Raw genomic sequence first — 19417 nt, forward strand, 5'->3', positions numbered from 1 at the left:
GGGTGAAAACGTGATTGCGGCTGTGAGGACGTCAGCGCGGCTTACGGCGATTGCAGGCCGCGCGCTCGTGCTCGATGTGCACGCAGAGTGCAACTGGGGTAACGGGCAATGGAAGCGTGACGGGATGCTGGCCAGGGTTTCGAATCATCTGCATTCTTGATAATCACAACACCGCTTAATATCGATCGACATAAGCTTGCGTGAATCTTTCAGCTGTCTCGCACCAAGAGAAGAAAGACCTGCGCAACGACGAAATGTCCGTTTGACCGCGTGCAAATGTTCCGCAGCGAAGTCCAAGCGCGAATGTACACAAAGGTAGAAATTGCTGCAGAACGTCAAAAGGCATTTCGGGTACTTGCAGGTGCCCAACAGGAAGAGTCGCCGGCGAGGCGCGGCGAGATAAAACGCAACGGGGACGCGCGTGGGGCCGATGAGGAGGACTCCTATTCCACGCGCTTTCGAACGCCGCTTCCATAAAAGAAACGTTTTGCACAAAACTGTCGTGTGAAAAACAGGTGGAGTGAGAGGCTGGAATAACGAGAGGTCTGAAGGCCGCGTCGACTTTTATCGCCCCGGTACGGACCGAGGCGAACGGAGGTGCCGTTTGAGTGACAGGAAAGATGTCGGCTTACGATTAGCAATCGTGCGGCTGACGCTTGCTGCCGCGGTACTCGGTGGGTGTTGCGCCCATGTGTTTGCGAAAGAGCTTGGCGAGCTGCGCGCCACCGCCAAATCCGCACCGCCGCGCGATCTTGTCCACCGGTAGCGCGGTTTCGACAAGAAGCCGGCAACTCATATCGAGCCGGACATAAAGCAGATAGCCGGATGGCGTCACGCCTATTTCCGCTTTGAAGCGGCGAAGAAAGTTGCGCTCGCTCATCGCGGCGATCCCTGCTGCTCTGTCGATGGAAATCGGCTGATCGCCGTTCGCTTCCAGCCACCGCGCCGAGGCGCCGATCTTGTCGCTTACGCTTCCCGATATGTTTCTATTCAACACCGATGTGAACTGTGTCGATGCTCGTGGCGCCAGGCACGCTGCGGCTTTGCACGTGATTTCCGTGCCGAGATCCGCCTCGATGACACTCAAGGCACTCTCAAGCGGACTTGATACTTCACGTTGCGTAGCCGGTTCCGGATCGCGGCGGGAATGATGGTGCGGCACGCGGCCACGAGCACTTCCCCTACCCGCTGAAGATGCGAACCCCGCAGCTTCGAGCAGGAACTGACCTTCAGCGATAGGAAGAACGTTTTCGCTGCGCAAGTGGGCGCAGCGCAGCCACGCCAGCAACCGTTCATCACGCCTGGCGTCGTGCACGCCCGTACCACCGGCAATGAACAAAGCGTGAAAGTGGCCCGCGTAGCCGCGCGCTTCAACACTGTCTGTCCACACGAAGACGTCCGATGAACTGGCGATCCTTCCGCCTGCTGCCGAAAGCAGCCGGACGTCGTAGTGCGGCGCGTCGCGTTGGCTATCTTGTGCAAATCTGTTCGCCGCCTGAAATGCTTCAACGATAGACACAGTGTCGAGGAGGGAAAAACCGTTGAAGACGGCTACGCCAATGTGTTTTACGGCGTGTCCGTCACGCGGAACGCGTCGTTGAACGACGGTGTTGTGTACGTCGATATGGCACGCCATCTGAAGGTTCTCCACGAAAATAACTTCTCTTTCAACTGTGTCGTAACCGGCGAAAAGTTAGAAACGGGCAGGTACGCAGAGGCGATACTGGCGAAGGGATTTCGCCGTGGTTTAAAGTTCGTTTCATTTTCATCGTTTCGACGCTGTCACGGCGACAAGATAGCGGTGCGATCAGACAACGGCTGTCTCGTTCAATTCTGGCCAGTCAGATTGAAACCGGGACACCATTTGTCTCATCGACGCGGTAGCCTGATTGCCGGGTACGTGCGTGTCTGAACGAGTAGACGGCGATCGCCGGGAAAGGAAATGGCGGATATATGGCGATGCGGGATATCGAGGTGATTCGAATGCAGGAAGAACGGCTACAGCAAGCGATCGCATGGCTGCGCGAAGCAGACGGGTTGCTGATTACCGCGGGAGCGGGGATGGGCGTCGACTCGGGCTTGCCTGATTTTCGGGGCAATGAAGGCTTGTGGCGCGCCTATCCGGCGCTAGCCGAAGCAGGGTGCGACTTCCAGTCCATTGCCAATCCGCGCGCCTTCATGGACGAGCCGGAACTCGCCTGGGGATTTTATGGACACCGCCTGAAGCTTTATCGCGAGGTCGAACCTCATCCGGGTTTTGCCATTCTCAGGCGCTGGGGCGAGCGCCTGCGTCACGGCACCTTTGTTTTCACGAGCAATGTGGATGGACAATTCCAACAGGCGGGGTTCCTGGAAAGCCGTATCGAGGAATGCCACGGCTCGATCCACTATCTGCAGTGCACGGAGCCGTGTTCCTCGGTGATCGAGCCTGCTGCAGACTTCCTGCCGCAGATTGACGAACGCGCGTGCCGACTCATGGGTCCACTGCCGCGTTGCAAACGCTGCGGCGCGATTTCGAGGCCGAATATCCTGATGTTCTGGGATTCGGCATGGCTGCCTTCGCGCGCCAATGCACAGGCCGAGCGCCTCGCCGGCTGGCTGGCATCGGTCGAACGGCCTGTTGTCGTCGAAGCACCGGCGCGACACTGGATGCGTATCACGAGCGCCTACTGCGATCCACTAACCCGACTGAACGATTACTCGGCACGGCGTCGATAGTTTTTTGGGGCTTCTATACATTCGGTCCGGCGTTTGCGGCTATCCGCGTTCACCGTCATCTTTTTGGTCGCGGTAATCAGCAGCCGACCCGTGCCGAGCAAATCGCGGATATCCTGGAAGAGGCCGATACTGCAATCAAGACGGGAAATCCAGGCGCGGCGCTCGGGATGTTCGCCGGAATCAACCAGTTGAGCCGCGCTTGTCAGTGTTACGCAGGGAAAGCAGTTTCCGTCGAGGCATTCTGTTGCGTCATGGAACATGACGGCTTGGGTGACAGGCAGCGTCGAGAGATATCAGGCCTACGGACCGGTTCTTCAACTGAAGAAATCCCGCCAATCTTTTGAGTATTTGCTTAAGATCCATTGCGCGCCGCCGTTAACCTCTGTGACGCAAAGCCTGCAACCATCCAAGTTCTGCTGCATGGACACTCTCGATAGCAAGATAATTAGCGTATTGCCTAACGCCGGCGGCAATGCCGAGTTTCTCAGCACCCCTGGTGTTCATAAGAAGCTGGAGGTCATCGAGTCCGACGTGCCGGTCATTAAAACGGTACAGCGGCGGTTGGAGAAACTGCATCTCGAGGGTCTTGTCGAGATGGAGAAGCGCGGGGCGGCATGGTTCTGGCGTAAAGGCGCCGGCGCGGGCGGTATGGCCGGGAAATCCGGTGCCATCATGACGCGAGAAGAGGCGCTCGCGCTGCATGTGCTGCGTAGCTTCACATCGCGACAAATCCCCACGCTGGTTGCCGAGGCGCTCTCCGATCTGTTCAAGGTGGCGGACAAGCGTCTGGAAACAGCGGTGACCGAAGACGAGCGTCGTTATCGCCGGTGGGCGGACAAGGTCGCAGTGGAGCACAGCGGTTTCGCCTTGCAGTATCCCCAGATCGATCCGGAGATATTCGCCGCGATTTCCCAAGCGCTGTTTCATGAGCGCAAGCTGGAAATTCTCTATCGTCCGCGCTCCAATGTGGCGAATGACAAGTGCAAGGTAATCTTGCCGCTCGGTCTGGTCGAAGTAGGCGGCCTCGTGTATCTGATAGGCGGCACCGAAGGACGCTCGAATCCGACCATGTACCGACTGGACCGCCTGGCGAGCGCGAATATGATGATGGAATCGTTTTCGTATCCGCGCTCTTTCAAGCTCGACGACTACGTAAAGCAGCAGCGCCAGTTCGACTTCATGGTGGAAGGTGAAGCGACGCTCAAAGTACGTTTTGTCAACGGAGCCGGCGATCATCTTCTCGAGACCCCTTTCGCGGCAGACCAGGAAACGTGGCACACGAGCACTGGTCTGGAGGTACAGGGGACTGTTTTGCTCAGTCAACGTTTGCGTTGGTGGTTGCGCTCGTTCGGCCCGCATGTGGAAGTAATGGAACCGGAGAAGCTGCGCGCAGAGCTGGCCGAGGAGGCGCACGCGCTTGCGGCGCTTTACCGGCGCTAAGCCCTGTCAAAATCGCCGCGACCAGAACGAAAAAAAGTCGCGGCGCAGATATCAAGAACCATCGCGGGGCTGCGTGGCCGTCTTCACATGGAACGGCCGAATGTAGTAATCCGCCAACATGTTAGCTTTTTCCGTCAGCAATCATTTTCGCTGCGGCGGACTATGTATGATGCACCGCAACCAGAAGATACTTCCCGACATCGCCGGTCATGGCGATCGTCTCTAGCAGACAGCACGGTATGCCGTACTAATGCAGCAAATATAAACATCGCATCTTCAATTTAATTTGGAGTGCATATTTATGCCTGATTGATTTGCGTGCCGCATTGCGACGATGAGTTTCGGTGACGACCGAGAAGGGATCCATTCACCGCCGGGCGCTTTGATACCAACAACTATAGACATGGGCGGAAATTTGTTTGGGCACGAACCGATAGGAGGCCGCAAGACGTTGGCGTTGGCTGCCGTGCTGGCGTTTTCGACTTCGGCGCACGCGGCGGATCCAGCGCTGAACGCGCTAGGTCAGGCCGGTGGTCTGGTTATTCCATATGGATTTGCCTTGCCGCAAGGCGTGGGTGAAGTGCAGTACAACGATTTCATCGACCCTCGTTACGGGAAGACGGCGACCGGATCACAGATTTACTGGGGAGCCGTTGGCCTGTTTCCGTACGTCGAATTGTCGGGCGGACTGGCAAACTATCCGGCGAATGTCGGAGCACCGCTGGCGCATGAGGAGCATGTCGTACTTCGTCACCTGATGGCTGACGTCAAGCTCGAAGTACCGAAGTTTTTCAAGTATCAGCCGAGTATCGCATTCGGCGTCGCGGACATCGGTGGTCAGACGCATTTTTTTCCGTTCGAAATACGGTGTGGTGTCGCAAGCATTCGGACCGGTGACGCTCACTGCGGGTTATGGACAGGGCGACCGCCTCGACGGTTTGTTCGGCGGCGCACAAGTCTCGCTGTGGAATACGGGATTGTCGCTGCTCGCAGAAGACGATTCGAAGACCCCCTATGCAGGCGTGCGCTATCAGTCTCCGCGGATTAGCTGGTTAGCCGATGCGAACGTGATCGGCACGTTCATGCGTTCGATCCGCTCAACGGATGGAGTCTCGCCGCGTACGTCGTTCTCGGTGGCCATTCAGATTCCACTTGGAAGACGTTTTAGCAGTACGCGTTGTGCAGATGGCTTGTGCGACGGCCCGCTGGTGCCGGCCATCCAGACCGCGAATGCCGACGATGACGGCTCTATCCGTCTCACCAGCCTGCGGCCGGTGGACACGCGCGCTGCTGCCGGTAATGGCAACGCATCAGCCGCAGCGCCTATTACCTATGTGCCGCCGCTGCAGTCGTATGCGTCTGTGATGTTGAGTGATGTGACGAGGACCAGATCGTCGGATGTGCAGTTTCCCGCGGTTCCAGAAGCGCTGGATGCCTTGGCGCTCGACGAAATCGCGGCGCAACTGTTTGCCGCCGGCCTCGAGCGTGTTCGTGTCGGGATGAGTGGCCGTGATCTGGTTGTCGAGTACGAAAACCATCGGTACAACCAGAACGAAGCGGACGCTCTCGGTATTGTGCTTGGCGTGGCGAGCATCAATGCGCCGCACGGCACCGACAGGATTCACGTTGTCATCAAGAAGGCCAACGAGCCGTTAGGCGAGGTCATTGTGGATCGTGACGCGTTTTCGCGGTTCGTCGAAGGCGGCGCGCCGACGGCTGCCAGTGCCTCTTTGACCATGCGTACGCGTCCGACCTATGACGCGGATTCGATTGCATGGCACGGTAACGAACACACACATGGTCTGACGCGAATTCAGATCGAGCCGGTCCTCAGTTACCTGTACGGCACCGAGTACGGCAATTTCGACATCTCGCTGGGCGCCAACATTGAGGGGTTCGTGCCGCTTTGGCGCGGCGCGGAGTTGTATGCGAGCTATATCGCGCCGATCTACAACACGAAGAACATGGACCAGGGCCGCGTGTTCAGCGACTACCGCTTGCGCGGCGGTCTGAATGCGGTGGCGCTTGCACAAAGCTTCTGGATCATGCCGCAAGTGTTCAACGTGGCATCGATCGGCAAGTTCGACTACTCGTATGTGGGTGTGCAAAACGAAACCACGGTGTTCGTGCCCGGACGTCCCGATCTGATCCGCCTGCGGCTCGCTTATTTGCACCACGAACCGGGCCATGACGAACTGCCGAGCGAAAAAAATGCCGAGTTGACTTACCGCTGGGTGCAGCCGTCCTGGAAGCTGTGGATCGAAGCGGGCGTCGCGCGCTTTGTCGGCGGCGACAAAGGTCCCGTTGCAACGATTACGCGCTGGTTCGACGACGTATCAGTGAGCGTGCATGGCGAGCATAGCGGGCAGGGCACGTTTGTGGGCGCCGCGATCAGCTTCCCGCTGACGTTGCGGCAGGGCATGAAGCCGGGAATCAGCCAGGTGTATGGCGCTGAACAGTTCGGGCTCGACTTCCGCACACGCGTGGGATCGACGAATTTCCTGTCGGCCAATGCGGCCGCGAATATGACCTTCCCGTATAGCACGGAGCAATACCTGTTGAATCAGGGCCGCTTTAGCGGCGAGTACTTCTCGACCCAGCTTTACCGGATGCGTGATGCGTATCTGCGTTACGGGCGCCCTGGAGGCGACGGAACGAGGCCGAAGCCGCAAGTGAGTGTGCCTGCTGTATCGACGGGCAGCGCGTTTTCGCGTGGCATCTGTGGACGCGATTTGCAGGGTGTGGACGATGGACGGGCGTTGGTGCCGGTCAATTGTGAATGACTTTCTCTGGAGGTAGGCGATGAAGCTTCTAAACGGTGCCGCGTTGCGCACGTTGCAGTTCGGATCGATGGTTCTGGCAACCAGCGCACTGGTTGCATGTGGCGGCGGCGGCGACTCGCCTGGCGCGACGGTGAGCGGCACGGCTGCCGTGGGCCAGCCAGTGGTAAACGCCAGCATTGTATTGACTTGCAAGAATGGTGCGAGCAGTGTGACGGCCAACGCAAGCGGCGTATATTCGGCGACCTTCCACTTTGACGGACCGTGTGCGATCACGGCGTCGAGCGGGGCCGTCGTGCTCCATTCGTTTGCTCCCGGCGCGGGCACTTACAACGTGACTCCGTTGACCGAATTGCTCTTGAGCTATCTGGCTGGCCAGCTTGGAACTACGGTGAGCGGGTTGCTGTCAGGAATCTCGAGTAACGCAACGTTTCAGAGCGCGCTGTCCAACAGCACGGTGATCGCGAACGCGCAGGCTGCTGTTGCGCAGTTGATCAAGACGCAGTACGGGTTCACGCTTTCGTCATCTTCGTTCTTGACGGTTTCGTTCACGCCTGGGCAGCCGCCGGATCTCGATCTGGACTATTTGCAGACAGCGGGCGCGATTACTGCGAGCGGTCAGCCGGCGTCGTCGTTGACAACCGCTGTGGTAGCTGCGGGTGCGGCCGCGCCGATCTCCGGCGGGGGCAACGGCGGAGGACCAACCGGTGGAACGGGCGGCACCGGTGGCACTTGAGCGCTTGCGAGTGCGCAAGCAGAGAATCGGGCTGCCGGACCGGTACAGGTCCACAAGGAACTGTACCGGCCGCTCACCGAAAGATCTTTCAAGGTTCAAGACGCGAAGAGCTTCTATTCGTAGCCGAGCCTGTGACTCAGAATAGGTGAGAAGAACAGTGCAATCGCGGAGCCCGCTACCTTACCTTCGAGCTCCGCGGCCGCGGCGGCAGCCTGCATTCCGTACGAGTGCGTGAACAGATCGAATAGCTGCGGTAGGCAGTAGAGTAAGGCTATTGCTATGCAATAGTCTTGCATGACCGACACACGCCAGCCTTTCCCGAAGGCGACAGCAGCGGCGACAATGCGCAGAACTCCGAATAACACAAGCGCGCCCACAGCCGCCTGTTCTCGGAGCAGATACTCTGGAATAAACTCGCCCATATCTTCCTGTTCACCTGATACGTTGATTTATCTCGACCACCCGAAATAGAAAGCCACTCATTCGGACGTTGCGATCGTATAGCCAGCTGCTCAACACAATTGCTCTGGATGACTGGGGATCGGGTCGACTGGTTTTGATACTACCGAAGCCGTACTCGTGCAATGAAAGCGCGGCTGAATGAACCACAATATTGGCCGATATCGTCAAGCGACAGGCTCGGCAGAGTGGGGCAGGCACTATCCGTGGGCGCCTTATCCCGTCAGGATCGGCGATAGCTTCTTTTCCGCCGCGCGTGACGGCAGCGCCCCAAAAAAAGAGCCTGCGCCCTGAAAGAGGCAGGCTTAATTCCGAGGTGATGATGGTCTCGCTTGCGCGAGCCCGTCAGATCATCTTGCGGATGACCCGAGTTAAGAATAGGAGAGCGAACTGGCGCCCGCAACGCGCTGGCGGAAGATGCCCCAATTTTGGCCAATGCGAATAAGGCCGGCTCGAGGCAGGTAATTCGACGTGCAAAAGCCCGGGTTCGTCACGAGTAGTACAACGCCGGCGGACAAGCACGGATCGGCAATGGCGTGCTCTCACGTCAAACGTCGACCCGCCGCCTGTACCCGCTGCTTTCTACTGCGCCATTTCGTTGCGCATCCGATAGTCCGTCGGCGTCGTCGCGAGATATTTCCTGAAAAGCTTCGACAACTGTCCGCCGCTGCCGATACCGCAGCGGCGTGCGATCTTGTCGATTGGCAGACGTGATTCGACAAGCATCCGGCAACTCATGTTCAAACGGGCCTGAAGCAGATAGTCGGAGGGCGTCATGCCGATCTCGCTCTTGAAGCGGCGCAGGAAATTGCGCTCGCTCATCGCGGCGACCTGCGCCGCATCGTCGATGGAGATGGGCCGATCGACGTTCGCTTCCAGCCAGCGTGCCGATGCCAGGATCTTTTCGCTAATCTGCGGCGCCGCGCCGGACGTAACCGACGAACTGAACGGTGTCTTGGGTTGCGGAGCGATCGACTCGGCAACCTGCTGTGCCAGTTCTGAGCCGAGATCCTCTTCAACGATGCGCAATGCTGTCGAGACAGCTCCCGGCGCTTCAGTCAGTGGTCGGGCCGATTGCAGACCGAGCGCTTCGCTGCCTGCATACAGAAGTGGGCAGTAACGGCTTGGCAGCCCGGCTGCTTGCAGCAGTTGCAGACCTTCCGCGATCGGATGCACGATTTCGCTGAATGGATGCCTGCGGCGCAACCAGTCGCTCAACCGCTCGTCGCGGCATGCCTGTTGTACGCCCGCGCCGCCGGCAATGAACAACAGGTGCGTGTCGTTCGTACCTCGATGCGACTGGACGTCGTCGGTCCAGACAAATACCGATGACGAACTCGCAATGCGCCCACCCGCGGCGGAAAGCAGCGACACGTCGTACCGTGTGCGGCCCGATCGCTGCGCTGCGACAAGCGAGTTCGCCTTCTGGAAAATTTCGATAATTGCTGCAACCGTAGGCAGTGCAAATCCATTGAACAGCGCGATGTCGACGCGAGTCAGAGCATTCGTGTGCATCGGCACGGCACTTTGCCGCGTGTTAAGCGGCAGAGTATGTACCAAGTCCATTTATTTTTCCCCGGAAATGTATGGTCTGCAGAGTCTTCTCCCCAAAGACTCTGTCTTTTTCTTAATGGAGAATGCTATACATTTGATTCTCTTGTCAGTAATTGATGGCCGAATTAGCCAACACATTGGCTGCTGACGACACTGGGCGGCGAGCTAGCTTGCCGCCATGCTGGGCTTCTGATTCGACCCTGGCAAATGGGTAAGATCTGGAAATTCACCTGTCCGTCTCCGTGAGTGGGACGGAATGTATAGCGAACCATCTTTATTCATTTAGATGCAATGCGGATAATTGGCTGTCAACATCGGTAAATTGAACCGGGCGCACGAAATATATCAAAAGAATACGTGTAGGGGTTGAATTGGAACAACACGACGAATTTGCTCTGCCGCAACATGCGTTGTCAAAAAAAATGCCGTTCGCGCCGGGAAAAACGATTGCCTCGAATTATTCGCAATGCGGTGCCTCGCCGCCTGGCCATCTCGGACAGAAGTTTTCTGATAACCGCCGTAAAATGGTTCACCACACCGGAAGAGGTAAAATTGCCCTCGGCCGCTGAGTGGGTGTCCGCTTGCGACTGGCCTGGTCGTCGAGGAAGGCGTTTTCGCTTTCCTTGAGCACGGGGTGGGCTCTGCATGATGCGAAGCGCAATGATCAGCTCGTTCACCGCACTGGCATTGTTGTAGGCGTGTGCGAGATGGATAAAATTTTTTAGCAAACGATTGCGCATGAGACTAAAAAAGCTCTGCACGCGACCGTTAACGGGTTCATGCACACACAAGACATTCAGACAATTGTTTCCGCAGCTCGCGAAACGGCCGATGCTATTGTCGGTGCCCGTCAGTGGAAGACGGCCGAAGATGCCAGCGCGATGCACGACGTGATCTTCTGGGACATGCTTGCCAAGCGATTGCCTGATGCGAACATCGCCGATCTGCTGTCCATGTTCGATTAGACCGCGGCATCAATAAGGTTTGCCCGGCTCGCAACATGCGTCGCAGCCGTCGCGCGGCGAGGGCGTTTTTCACCCTATTGCCGCTCGCGTGCTCTGTAGAGCGAAGTGTCTCGCGCGAAGCGATTGGCCGCGCGGCGCGATTGCGAGCGTATTCCACGCCTGTCAATTGGCGTTTCGTGCTTCGCGACGACTACTGCTCACCAAGACCGACCAGGGAAAAGATCTTGACTACGGACCCTTGCTTCGGTTGATGCTCACCCTGTTGCTGAATGAAAACCTGCATTGCGCGCGTCATCTCCTGGCCTGAGAGTTTGCGATAGGCGCAGATGTTGTATGTGACGCCGTGCTGGAAGTCCTTGATGAAGTTATCTACGTTCGGTAGCTGCATACCTGTCCTCGAAAGCGTCACGCGAATTCCCCCGCCGGAACTGATCGTCTTTCGCTCACGGCGATTCACAGCGCCGGGTACCTAAAACGTCCATGGAAAAAGAACCTGCCGCCCGAGGGAGCGGCAGGCAAAAAAATTCGAGGGGTGGGGTTTGCTTCAGAAAGCGCCCCTCGAAAGACCGGAATTGAGTTTAGTCGTTCGAAACAGGCGGCGGACGCAAGCGGCGGATGGGGTCACGCTCTTGACCGAACAAGACACAAGAAAGCGCGCTTCCGGACAAGGAGTTCAGAGAGTTGTTCGATTCGCAAAACCGTGACGTTTTCCTGATGGCGCTTGCTCCGTGGAGTGGCACGTCGTTTGCATAAGCTCGGCTTCCGGACTATAGCCATAACGAGAACTGTCATGCGACCCGACCATAGAGCGACTGATATTGCCCAGACTTCCTCCGTGCTGGCCACGCCGCTGGAAGGCGTCGGCGAGAGCGTGCCACAACGGCAAATCAGCGCGTTGGCACGAGTCGCCTTCTGCTTTGCATGGCTATTCGGGCTCGAGCCGTTCCTGACCGGTGCTGGCGGCGAGGTGTCTCGGTCCCGGTCAGATCGTCATTGATGTTCCATCGACGCACGAATGGACGTTGAAAGTTTGGTCGCGCATCAGGGCAATTTCTACATTCGGACATAACCCAGGCGAATCGAGACGCGCGCACGAATGCCGAGGCGCGCAGCGTGCGCCCGAAATCGGTCAGTTCGCGGCCGGGCGGATCTCTCCGGGATAAAGGGGCGCTCCGCCAGTCGCGGCACGAGTCACAACTCACAAGGCCGTGCTCGACGGTAATTAGGGAAACTCCGTGTAAAAAAAGGCACGGCCGTGCCGTTAAATCAATACGGACGGTTGTTCGACATTTACCGTTCGTTTTCAGCACGGGTTTTGTCACGCGGCGGTCGGCGCCGCATTTCACCTCCGGACAATGCCCGTGCTGAAGGCTTTTCTCTTCCGGCGCGGACAGCGGGAATTCAATTCCAGATGAATCACTCGCGCCGCTCTTAATGCGGGCGCGCTCGCAGAAACTGAGTGCTGTCCCGAACCTCAAGTGCTAGGGGGGCGCTGCATGGCCCGCCGGCTGCACGTCGCGCACCCCCACAGAACCGAATCATTGAATTCACGTTCTCTTGGCAAAAGAAGTCATCAATATCCGAGTTCAACGAAAACCGGTAATCGCATCGCGAAAAACGCGACTGTATTAACTAAACTAAGTTCCCGCATTTCCAAAATAAATTTACATATCCTGCATGCGCGCAGGGTATTGCCTAATTTTCGAGCAATTGGAATCGCTGATTTCCATTCGGTCCGACCCGATTACGTCAGGATTATTAAAACGCTGTTGCATACACACAACTGGCAATATTGAAAAGTTGCAAAATACTTATGACCAGAGTGGGTGCGACAGTCGCTATATTTGTTAATAAATGACGTAAAAACAAAGACTTAGTCTGTGCGGCAATTAGATTGTTGCGGATTCTGAAAAATCCTGTTGCGTGGATTGCGGACCTCCCTGTCAGGGTGTCCCCCTACACTCACGCTTCGTTTCAAGGGTGCCCGGCTGATCCGGAACGGGTCGGCGAACAGGGCGGCAGCGGGTGCATAGCACGCGCTGCCGAGGCAAGTCCCGCTCCCCGTGTAAATTTATCGAACAGGAGTCCCACGCATGAAAAAGAGTCTAATCGTCGTTGCGGTTGCCGCATCGTTCGCTTCCGTCGCTCACGCACAAAGCAGCGTGACCCTGTATGGTCTGCTGGACGCCGGCCTGACCTACACCAGCAACGTCAACCACAACTCCAAGTGGGCAGCCGGTAGCGGCGGCATCAACCAAAGCATGTTCGGTCTGCGCGGCTCGGAAGATCTGGGCGGCGGTCTGAAGGCAGTGTTCACGTTGGAAAGCGGCTTCAACATCAACAACGGCAAGTTCGCTAACAACAACGGCATGTTCAACCGTCAGGCGTTCGTCGGCCTGTCGAGCGCGCAATTCGGTACGGTTACGCTGGGCCGTCAATACGACGCAGCTCAAGACTACCTGGCACCGCTGACCGCAACGGGCAGCTGGGGCGGCACGTACTTCGCGCACCCGTTCAACAACGACAACCTGAACACGAACGGCGGCTACGCAGTCAACAACTCGATCAAGTACTCGAGCGCTAACTACGCTGGCTTCACGTTCGGCGGCACGTACGGCTTCTCGAACCAGGCTGGCGCATTCGCAAACAACCGCGAATACAGCGTCGGTGCTGCATACCAGTGGCAAGGTCTGCGTTTGGGCGCTGCTTACGCACAGCAGAACAACCCGGGCGCCGGCAACAACGGTGCTTCGGACAGCTCGTACGTCAACGCACTGGCAGGCAACGTCGGCAACTTCCGTCAGCGTGAATTCGGCGTTGCTGGTTCGTACGCATTCGGCCCGGCAACCGTCGGTCTGGCATGGACGCAATCGCGTTCGGACAACTTCACGGGCGGTCAGCAATCGCTGCGCGCTAACAACTACGAAGTCAACGGCAAGTACAACGTGACCCCGGCTCTGGGCCTGGGCGTTGCTTACACGTTCACGGACGGCAAGGGCTACGGCGTTGGCGCGAACGGTGGTTCGGAGTCGGTGCGTTACCACCAGATCGGCCTGCAGGCTGACTACTCGCTGTCGCGTCGTACGGACGTCTACGCTCAAGCCGTGTACCAGCACGCAATGGGCGACGGCGGTGTCGCTTCGATCTACAGCGGCGACATCACGCAACTGCCGTCGTCGTCGAAGAACCAGACGGCTGCTACGGTCGGTCTGCGTCACCGCTTCTAAGCTTCCACAGAAGCTCGTTGTGCAAAAAGGTGCCGTTCGCGGCACCTTTTTTTATGCGCGCGCGATTTGATGGCCGGCACCGGCGTAACCGTCCGATGCCGTACGCGTCGCGAAGCCGAAGCCTCCTCGTCCTGTTTTAGAAATCGTCCCGCATTCTCTGACGATTGCGCCTCGCCATCTGACAAGAATTAACCTTCGCGAAAGCGTGCCTGGGTTAGTCTCAAATTCATTGATGGATAGACCCTATTTCGTGACGGCGCCAGCACGTGTGCTGCGGCTGTGCCTTCTTACCGCATGAATACTTCCGCTTCAAAGTCGCGGCCTCATTCGCCGCCCAATAGCGATCTCACCGACGAGCAATGGCATCGCATCGTGCCCCTGCTGCCTGAGATGAAGGAGCATGGACCCCGGCGCGGCCGTCCCAGCATCGATATACGCTGGGTGGTGAATAGCGTCATGTGGGTGCTGCACGCACGCGCGCCCTGGAGCGCAATGCCAGAGCACTACCCTCCATATCAGACAGCGCATCGCTACTATCTGCGCTGGAAGAAATCGGGCGTGCTGGCCGACATCGTGCTCACGCTGTTCGGGTCCGATGCGATCATGGACCGGCCTGTCACACGCAGGAGCGCCGCTTAGTGCGCTGCGTGGGCCGCGGCTTCTCGATGGCAAACAAAAAGGCTGTCACCGGCATCCCGGTGACAGCCTTTTTCGATTGCAAGCGGTCTTCAGGCGCGGAAAACCACGACTCGATCACGCAGGCTGGCCGACCTTGAACACGGAGACGGCATGTCGCAGCCGGTCGGTTTGCTCATCGAGCGAACCGGCCGCGGCCGCAGCCTGCTCCACGAGTGCGGCATTGCGTTGCGTCACATCGTCCATCTGGCGGATCGCGAGATTGACTTCGCCGATACCTGAACTCTGTTCCTTCGAAGCCGCCGAGATCTCGTTCATGATGGCCGTCACGCGGCGCACCGCGTCGACCACCTCGCCGATCGTGCTGCCTGCTTTGCCCGCAAGTGTGGAACCTTCGCCGACTTGCGTGACGGACTGATCGATCAGCACCTTGATTTCCCTTGCCGCTGTCGCGCTGCGCTGAGCGAGATTGCGCACCTCGCCCGCGACCACCGCGAAGCCGCGGCCTTCTTCACCGGCACGCGCTGCTTCCACCGCGGCATTCAGCGCCAGGATATTGGTCTGGAACGCGATACCCTCGATCACGCTGATGATCTCGCCGATCTTGCGCGAACTGTCGGTGATCCCGGCCATTTTCTCGACCACGTCGTTGACCACCTGGCCGCCGCGCGCGGCAACGTCCGAAGCGTCGCGTGCCAGTTCGGATGCGGTCGCCGCATTGTCGGCGTTCTGCGTAACGGTCTTGGTGAGCTCGTCCATGCTGGCGGCGGTTTGCTGCAATGAAGCCGCCTGTTCCTCGGTACGGCTCGACAGGTCCAGATTGCCCGCGGCGATTTCCTTTGAAGCGATAGTGATCGTCTCCGCCGAGGTCTTGATCCGCGCGACGGTGGACGCGAGTTGATCGCGCATCTCACGCAGCGAGAACAGCAGGCTCGACGTGTCGTCGCGGCGCAAGTCGATGTGTGTGGCGAGATCGCCGCGCGCGATCTGCATGGCGATCGCGGCGGCCGTGGAAGGCTCGCCGCCAATCGAGCGCGACACGTTGCGCACCACGCGCGAAGCGACGAACGACACGATCACGCCCAGTACCACCAGCATGCCCGCCGAGCGCGTGAGCGTCGCGTAGAACTGTGCCTGGATGTCGTCCATGTAGGCGCCGGCAATGAAGTCCCAGCCCCACGGCCCGAAGCGCTTCACATAGCCGATCTTCTCGCTGGGCGTGGTTTCGCCGGGCTTCGGCCACCAGTAGCGCAGGTAGCCGGCGCCGGCCGCCGAGCCGCCGGCCTGGGCGATGTCGTGATACAGCGCGTTGCCTTTGGCGTCGCGGAAGGCGCTCATGTCCTTGCCGTTCAGCTTCGGGCTCATCGGGTGATCGATCATGACCGAATCGCTGCGCACGATCGTCACGTAGCCGGACGCGCCATAGCGTTGTGCGTTGACGCGGGCAATGGCCTGCTGTTTCGCTTCGTCGACGGAGAGCTTGCCGGCGTCGGCCTGTTTCGCGTAGTCCGCGACGATCGACGCCGCCATATCGGTGACGTCGGCCAGATCCGCGCGCCGTGCGTCCATTTGAGCGTTACGTGCCTCGTACGCGTTGACAACGGTGACGATCAGGAGCGCCGCCCAGCACAGCAGCAGCGGCACCCACAGTTTCTGTTTCAGTGTCAGACGGTTCATTATCGGATTCGACAATATGTGGAGCCAGGAGAGTGGAGAGGGCTGCAATCTGCGCTGCATAGTTCGCATAACGGCGCGGGCGGCACTTTCTTGATCCTGTTGCACAAAAAACAGGCTGACGGGTGGAGGCGGCCGCGCGGCGGCGTTCGGAATATGGCCGGGCCGAAGGGCCGGCCGGACGTGGCGTTAGATCTGTTCCCGGCCGAACGCGCTCAGGCGTTCCAGGTCGAGCACATGAATCTGGTTGTACGAGAGACGCAATATCTGCAGGCGTTCGAGGTTTTGCAGCGCCTGATTGATCCGCTGGCGCGAAACGCCCGCCAGCAGGCCGACTTCTTCCTGCGAAATGGCAAGCGCGCGGCCGGTATCGGGGTAGAGATCCGGGTTGAACAGTTGCGCGAGCGACTGTGCGACGCGTGCGTCGACATCGAGTAGCCGGCTATTCTGGATCGACGCGATGAATTCGCCCATGCGGTTGTTCAGTTGCCGGATCACGAAGCCGGTGAACGGCAGGCTCGACTCCAGCAGTGCATGGAATGTGTCCGACGGCACGAACATGACGAGCGAAGGTTGAATCGCCGCGACGTCGTATTTGCGCAGTTCGCGCTTGATCACGCTGCCCTCGCCGAACCAGCCGCCCGGCGGAACGCCGGACAGCGTGCAACTGCGTCCCGAAGCGTTGTAGATGGCCAGTTTGAGGAGGCCGGAATGCACGCCGATCCAGTAATCCGACGGCTCCTGGCGCCGGGCGATCCATGCGCCGCCTTCCATATGCTCCGCGTACGCGCTGGCGACCACCAGCGCCTGATGCTCTGCGGCGAGCGCCCGAAACCACGCGCAGGTGGCGAACAGGCCCGGCAGGTCGGCGCGCGCGACCCGCTCCTGCCTGTTCGGACGGGCGTCGGCGGGAGCGGTGAGCGGAGCGTCGTTCATGGCGGCTTGCGGGATAGATGGGCGATTTGAGCGAATCTGGGTTCGGAAGCGCCAGGGCGCGCCACTCTGTCATTTGAATGACAGACAGTTCACCATGACAGTTGTTAGCCTAGTCTATCAATCAGAATAGTTGACGGCGCGGCGAGCGCCTCAGGAGACAACGCGATGAAGCACATGTTCGAAGCAGGCCTTGAGCGCCGTGAGGCTAACTATATTCCCGTCACGCCGATCGATTTCATCGTGCGCGCGGCAGAAGTCTACGGTGAACGGCTGGCGGTCGTCCACGGGGAGATTCGCCGCAACTGGCGCGAAACCTACGAACGCTCCAGGCGTCTCGCCAGCGCATTGCAGCGGGCCGGTATTGAACGTGGCGACACGGTCGCGGCCTTGCTCCCCAACATTCCTCCGATGATAGAAGCGCACTTCGGCGTACCGATGGCCGGCGCCGTGCTCAATACGCTGAATACGCGGCTCGACATTTCGTCGCTGCTGTTCATGCTGCGCCACGGGGAGGCCAAGGCGCTGATCGTCGATACCGAATATGGCGAGTTTGCGCATCGCGCCTCGCTGGAATTCCCGGATTTGCGCGTGATCAGCGTAGCGGACGCGATGCCCGCCCACGCCGATCAATTTATCCGCGCAACAGACTATGAAGCGTTCCTGCAATCCGGCGACCCCGAATTCGCGTGGACCATGCCGGCCGACGAATGGGACGCCATTGCGCTGAACTACACCTCGGGCACGACCGGCGATCCGAAGGGCGTGGTGTACCACCATCGCGGCGCGTATCTGAATGCGGTGAGCAATATCCTCGAATGGGATATGCCCAAGCACGCGGTTTACCTCTGGACCTTGCCGCTCTTCCACTGCAACGGTTGGTGTTTTCCGTGGACGGTGGCCGCGCGTGCCGGCGTCAACGTCTGTCTGCGCAAATTCGACGCGAAGACGGTGTTCGATCTGATTCGCAATGAAGGCATCACGCATTACTGCGGCGCGCCGATCGTGCAGAGCGCGCTCGCGAATGCGCCGGCCGAATGGCGCGACGGCATCAACCATCGCGTGTCGACGATGGTGGCGGGCGCGGCGCCCGCGCCGGCGGTGATCGCGAAGATGAAGGAAATTGGTTTCGATCTCACGCACGTGTACGGACTCACCGAGACCTACGGGCCGGCCGCGGTCTGTGCGAAACAGGAGGCGTGGGAGACACTGGACGACAGCGCGCGCGCCGAACTGAATGCGCGCCAGGGCGTGCGCTACCACTTGCAGGCGGCTGTGACCGTGCTCGATCCGCAGACGTTGGCACTCGTGCCCAACGACGGCGAGACGATCGGCGAGATCATGTTCCGCGGCAACATCTGCATGAAGGGCTATCTGAAGAACGAGCGCGCGACGGAAGCGGCCTTCGAAGGCGGCTGGTTCCATACCGGCGATCTCGGCGTACGGATGCCCGACGGCTATATCCGCATTCGCGATCGCAGCAAGGACATCATCATCTCCGGCGGCGAGAACATCTCGAGTATCGAACTCGAAGACACGCTGTATCGTCACCCCGCGGTGGCTGTTGCCGCCGTGGTGGCGATGGCCGATCCGAAGTGGGGGGAGGTGCCGTGCGCCTTCGTCGAACTCAAGGAAGGCGCCCAGGTGAGCGCGGAAGAGATCATTGCGCACTGCCGGCTGTTTCTTGCGGGATACAAGTTGCCGAAAGCGGTGCGCTTCGGCGAATTGCCGAAAACATCGACGGGAAAAATTCAGAAGTTCGAACTACGCGCGCGCATCAAGACGGAAGAAAACCAATAATGCAGTTGCGCGTGTGATGGTGTGGCGTGCCGACTGGCACGCCGGTGCCGGTAGTTCATACCGCAAGACGAACGCACGGTTCATGTGCGCTTCATCGCGCGGGATCTCGTGCCGATCGCGAGCTTAGCCGCGCGTATCGACCCAATGACGTGCCCAGCTTGCCGAGTGCTGCAAGGCCTGTTCTTCGTTCGTGAAGTAATCGAGCGAATAGAACTGGTAGCGTCCTTCGGCACGCGCGCTGTCGGCGCGTTCGAGCAGCAGATTCGATGAAAAAGTGCCATCGGGCAAACGGTGCGCCGAAGGTTTGACGGCATAGCCGTTGTAATGATGAATATGTGTGTTTTGCATTTTATTTTTTAATAATGTTCGAGTGCGCGCCTTCCTTGCGGACCCTTGTACGAGTCGCACGAACGATCTGATTCAAGCTATTGCGGGCCGAATCCTGACGCAGTCGGAAAGCGAAAAATCGGGCGTTGAAGCCGGAGGGGACAATGA

16 protein-coding genes and 1 pseudogene are annotated in these 19417 nt (G+C 58.9%); 9 read left to right on the forward strand and 8 right to left on the reverse strand.

The features are described 5' to 3' along the window. Positions 1-634 precede the first annotated feature (634 nt). Positions 635-1636 carry a GlxA family transcriptional regulator gene (locus PDMSB3_RS21440; protein ID WP_007178861.1) on the reverse strand — a complete coding sequence of 334 codons (1002 nt, stop codon included), beginning with the start codon at positions 1634-1636 and terminating at the stop codon, positions 635-637. Between the two features lie 317 nt (positions 1637-1953). On the opposite strand from PDMSB3_RS21440, the gene PDMSB3_RS21445 reads away from it, so the two are divergent. Beyond that, positions 1954-2718, forward strand: a complete 765-nt coding sequence (locus PDMSB3_RS21445) for an SIR2 family NAD-dependent protein deacylase (RefSeq protein ID WP_197740263.1) — start codon at positions 1954-1956, stop codon at positions 2716-2718. Here the strand turns inward: PDMSB3_RS21445 and PDMSB3_RS21450 are convergent. Then, positions 2697-2978 carry a hypothetical protein gene (locus tag PDMSB3_RS21450; protein ID WP_157187739.1) on the reverse strand — a complete coding sequence of 94 codons (282 nt, stop codon included), beginning with the start codon at positions 2976-2978 and terminating at the stop codon, positions 2697-2699. The two genes, PDMSB3_RS21445 and PDMSB3_RS21450, sit on opposite strands and share 22 nt — an antisense overlap. A 160-nt stretch (positions 2979-3138) precedes the next feature. Here PDMSB3_RS21450 and PDMSB3_RS21455 point away from each other — a divergent pair, with 160 nt between their 5' ends. The 3 genes and pseudogenes from PDMSB3_RS21455 (at position 3139) to PDMSB3_RS21465 (ending at position 7674) form a co-directional block, all read left to right on the forward strand. After that, positions 3139-4158 carry a helix-turn-helix transcriptional regulator gene (locus PDMSB3_RS21455; RefSeq protein WP_035516910.1) on the forward strand — a complete coding sequence of 340 codons (1020 nt, stop codon included), beginning with the start codon at positions 3139-3141 and terminating at the stop codon, positions 4156-4158. Positions 4159-4561: 403 nt separating this feature from the next. Next, a pseudogene (locus PDMSB3_RS21460) lies at positions 4562-6941 on the forward strand (YjbH domain-containing protein). Between the two features lie 19 nt (positions 6942-6960). Then, positions 6961-7674, forward strand: a complete 714-nt coding sequence (locus tag PDMSB3_RS21465) for a carboxypeptidase regulatory-like domain-containing protein (RefSeq protein ID WP_165187631.1) — start codon at positions 6961-6963, stop codon at positions 7672-7674. Between the two features lie 113 nt (positions 7675-7787). Here the strand turns inward: PDMSB3_RS21465 and PDMSB3_RS21470 are convergent, their stop codons facing one another. Both PDMSB3_RS21470 and PDMSB3_RS21475 read right to left on the reverse strand, forming a co-directional pair. Continuing rightward, positions 7788-8096, reverse strand: coding sequence for a hypothetical protein (locus PDMSB3_RS21470; RefSeq protein ID WP_007178866.1), 309 nt, complete (start codon positions 8094-8096; stop codon positions 7788-7790). A 619-nt stretch (positions 8097-8715) separates the two neighbouring features. Then, complete coding sequence (locus tag PDMSB3_RS21475) at positions 8716-9699, reverse strand: GlxA family transcriptional regulator (RefSeq protein WP_007178867.1); 984 nt, start codon at positions 9697-9699, stop codon at positions 8716-8718. A gap of 359 nt (positions 9700-10058) precedes the next feature. On the opposite strand from PDMSB3_RS21475, the gene PDMSB3_RS21480 reads away from it, so the two are divergent. Both PDMSB3_RS21480 and PDMSB3_RS21485 read left to right on the forward strand, forming a co-directional pair. Beyond that, positions 10059-10256 (forward strand): hypothetical protein, encoded by a 198-nt coding sequence (locus tag PDMSB3_RS21480; protein WP_157187740.1) that lies wholly within the window; start codon positions 10059-10061, stop codon positions 10254-10256. A gap of 210 nt (positions 10257-10466) precedes the next feature. After that, positions 10467-10652: a hypothetical protein gene (locus tag PDMSB3_RS21485; RefSeq protein WP_007178868.1), complete on the forward strand. Its 186-nt coding sequence runs from the start codon at positions 10467-10469 to the stop codon at positions 10650-10652. A 190-nt stretch (positions 10653-10842) separates the two neighbouring features. Here the strand turns inward: PDMSB3_RS21485 and PDMSB3_RS21490 are convergent, their stop codons facing one another. Beyond that, positions 10843-11040 (reverse strand): hypothetical protein, encoded by a 198-nt coding sequence (locus tag PDMSB3_RS21490; RefSeq protein WP_007178869.1) that lies wholly within the window; start codon positions 11038-11040, stop codon positions 10843-10845. A gap of 1705 nt (positions 11041-12745) precedes the next feature. Between PDMSB3_RS21490 and PDMSB3_RS21495 the strand changes: the two genes are divergently transcribed. Then, the gene (locus PDMSB3_RS21495) at positions 12746-13879 is read left to right on the forward strand and encodes a porin (RefSeq protein ID WP_007178871.1); all 1134 of its coding nucleotides are present in this window, start codon (positions 12746-12748) and stop codon (positions 13877-13879) included. A 294-nt stretch (positions 13880-14173) separates the two neighbouring features. After that, positions 14174-14518: a transposase gene (locus tag PDMSB3_RS21500; RefSeq protein WP_007178872.1), complete on the forward strand. Its 345-nt coding sequence runs from the start codon at positions 14174-14176 to the stop codon at positions 14516-14518. Between the two features lie 114 nt (positions 14519-14632). Here PDMSB3_RS21500 and PDMSB3_RS21505 read toward each other — a convergent pair whose 3' ends face one another. Both PDMSB3_RS21505 and PDMSB3_RS21510 read right to left on the reverse strand, forming a co-directional pair. Then, positions 14633-16192 carry a methyl-accepting chemotaxis protein gene (locus PDMSB3_RS21505; protein WP_007178873.1) on the reverse strand — a complete coding sequence of 520 codons (1560 nt, stop codon included), beginning with the start codon at positions 16190-16192 and terminating at the stop codon, positions 14633-14635. A 186-nt stretch (positions 16193-16378) separates the two neighbouring features. Beyond that, positions 16379-17125, reverse strand: a complete 747-nt coding sequence (locus PDMSB3_RS21510; RefSeq protein WP_007178874.1) for a Crp/Fnr family transcriptional regulator — start codon at positions 17123-17125, stop codon at positions 16379-16381. 165 nt (positions 17126-17290) lie between these two features. Here PDMSB3_RS21510 and PDMSB3_RS21515 point away from each other — a divergent pair, with 165 nt between their 5' ends. Then, positions 17291-18922 carry an acyl-CoA synthetase gene (locus PDMSB3_RS21515; protein ID WP_007178875.1) on the forward strand — a complete coding sequence of 544 codons (1632 nt, stop codon included), beginning with the start codon at positions 17291-17293 and terminating at the stop codon, positions 18920-18922. Between the two features lie 123 nt (positions 18923-19045). Here PDMSB3_RS21515 and PDMSB3_RS21520 read toward each other — a convergent pair whose 3' ends face one another. After that, positions 19046-19270: a hypothetical protein gene (locus tag PDMSB3_RS21520; RefSeq protein ID WP_007178876.1), complete on the reverse strand. Its 225-nt coding sequence runs from the start codon at positions 19268-19270 to the stop codon at positions 19046-19048. Positions 19271-19417: the final 147 nt, after the last annotated feature.

The sequence above is a fragment of the Paraburkholderia dioscoreae genome, from assembly GCF_902459535.1.
Lineage (GTDB): Bacteria > Pseudomonadota > Gammaproteobacteria > Burkholderiales > Burkholderiaceae > Paraburkholderia > Paraburkholderia dioscoreae.

Bases quoted from the DNA above. Each gene is read 5' to 3' on its own strand.
- PDMSB3_RS21490 (WP_007178869.1), bottom strand. From the start codon at position 11,040: ATGCAGCTACCGAACGTAGATAACTTCATCAAGGACTTCCAGCACGGC.
- PDMSB3_RS21470 (WP_007178866.1), bottom strand. From the start codon at position 8,096: ATGGGCGAGTTTATTCCAGAGTATCTGCTCCGAGAACAGGCGGCTGTG.
- PDMSB3_RS21520 (WP_007178876.1), bottom strand. From the start codon at position 19,270: ATGCAAAACACACATATTCATCATTACAACGGCTATGCCGTCAAACCT.
- PDMSB3_RS21450 (WP_157187739.1), bottom strand. From the start codon at position 2,978: ATGTTCCATGACGCAACAGAATGCCTCGACGGAAACTGCTTTCCCTGC.
- PDMSB3_RS21515 (WP_007178875.1), top strand. From the start codon at position 17,291: ATGAAGCACATGTTCGAAGCAGGCCTTGAGCGCCGTGAGGCTAACTAT.
- PDMSB3_RS21465 (WP_165187631.1), top strand. From the start codon at position 6,961: ATGAAGCTTCTAAACGGTGCCGCGTTGCGCACGTTGCAGTTCGGATCG.
- PDMSB3_RS21495 (WP_007178871.1), top strand. From the start codon at position 12,746: ATGAAAAAGAGTCTAATCGTCGTTGCGGTTGCCGCATCGTTCGCTTCC.
- PDMSB3_RS21455 (WP_035516910.1), top strand. From the start codon at position 3,139: ATGGACACTCTCGATAGCAAGATAATTAGCGTATTGCCTAACGCCGGC.
- PDMSB3_RS21440 (WP_007178861.1), bottom strand. From the start codon at position 1,636: ATGGCGTGCCATATCGACGTACACAACACCGTCGTTCAACGACGCGTT.
- PDMSB3_RS21500 (WP_007178872.1), top strand. From the start codon at position 14,174: ATGAATACTTCCGCTTCAAAGTCGCGGCCTCATTCGCCGCCCAATAGC.
- PDMSB3_RS21510 (WP_007178874.1), bottom strand. From the start codon at position 17,125: ATGAACGACGCTCCGCTCACCGCTCCCGCCGACGCCCGTCCGAACAGG.
- PDMSB3_RS21475 (WP_007178867.1), bottom strand. From the start codon at position 9,699: ATGGACTTGGTACATACTCTGCCGCTTAACACGCGGCAAAGTGCCGTG.
- PDMSB3_RS21445 (WP_197740263.1), top strand. From the start codon at position 1,954: ATGGCGATGCGGGATATCGAGGTGATTCGAATGCAGGAAGAACGGCTA.
- PDMSB3_RS21485 (WP_007178868.1), top strand. From the start codon at position 10,467: ATGCACACACAAGACATTCAGACAATTGTTTCCGCAGCTCGCGAAACG.
- PDMSB3_RS21505 (WP_007178873.1), bottom strand. From the start codon at position 16,192: ATGAACCGTCTGACACTGAAACAGAAACTGTGGGTGCCGCTGCTGCTG.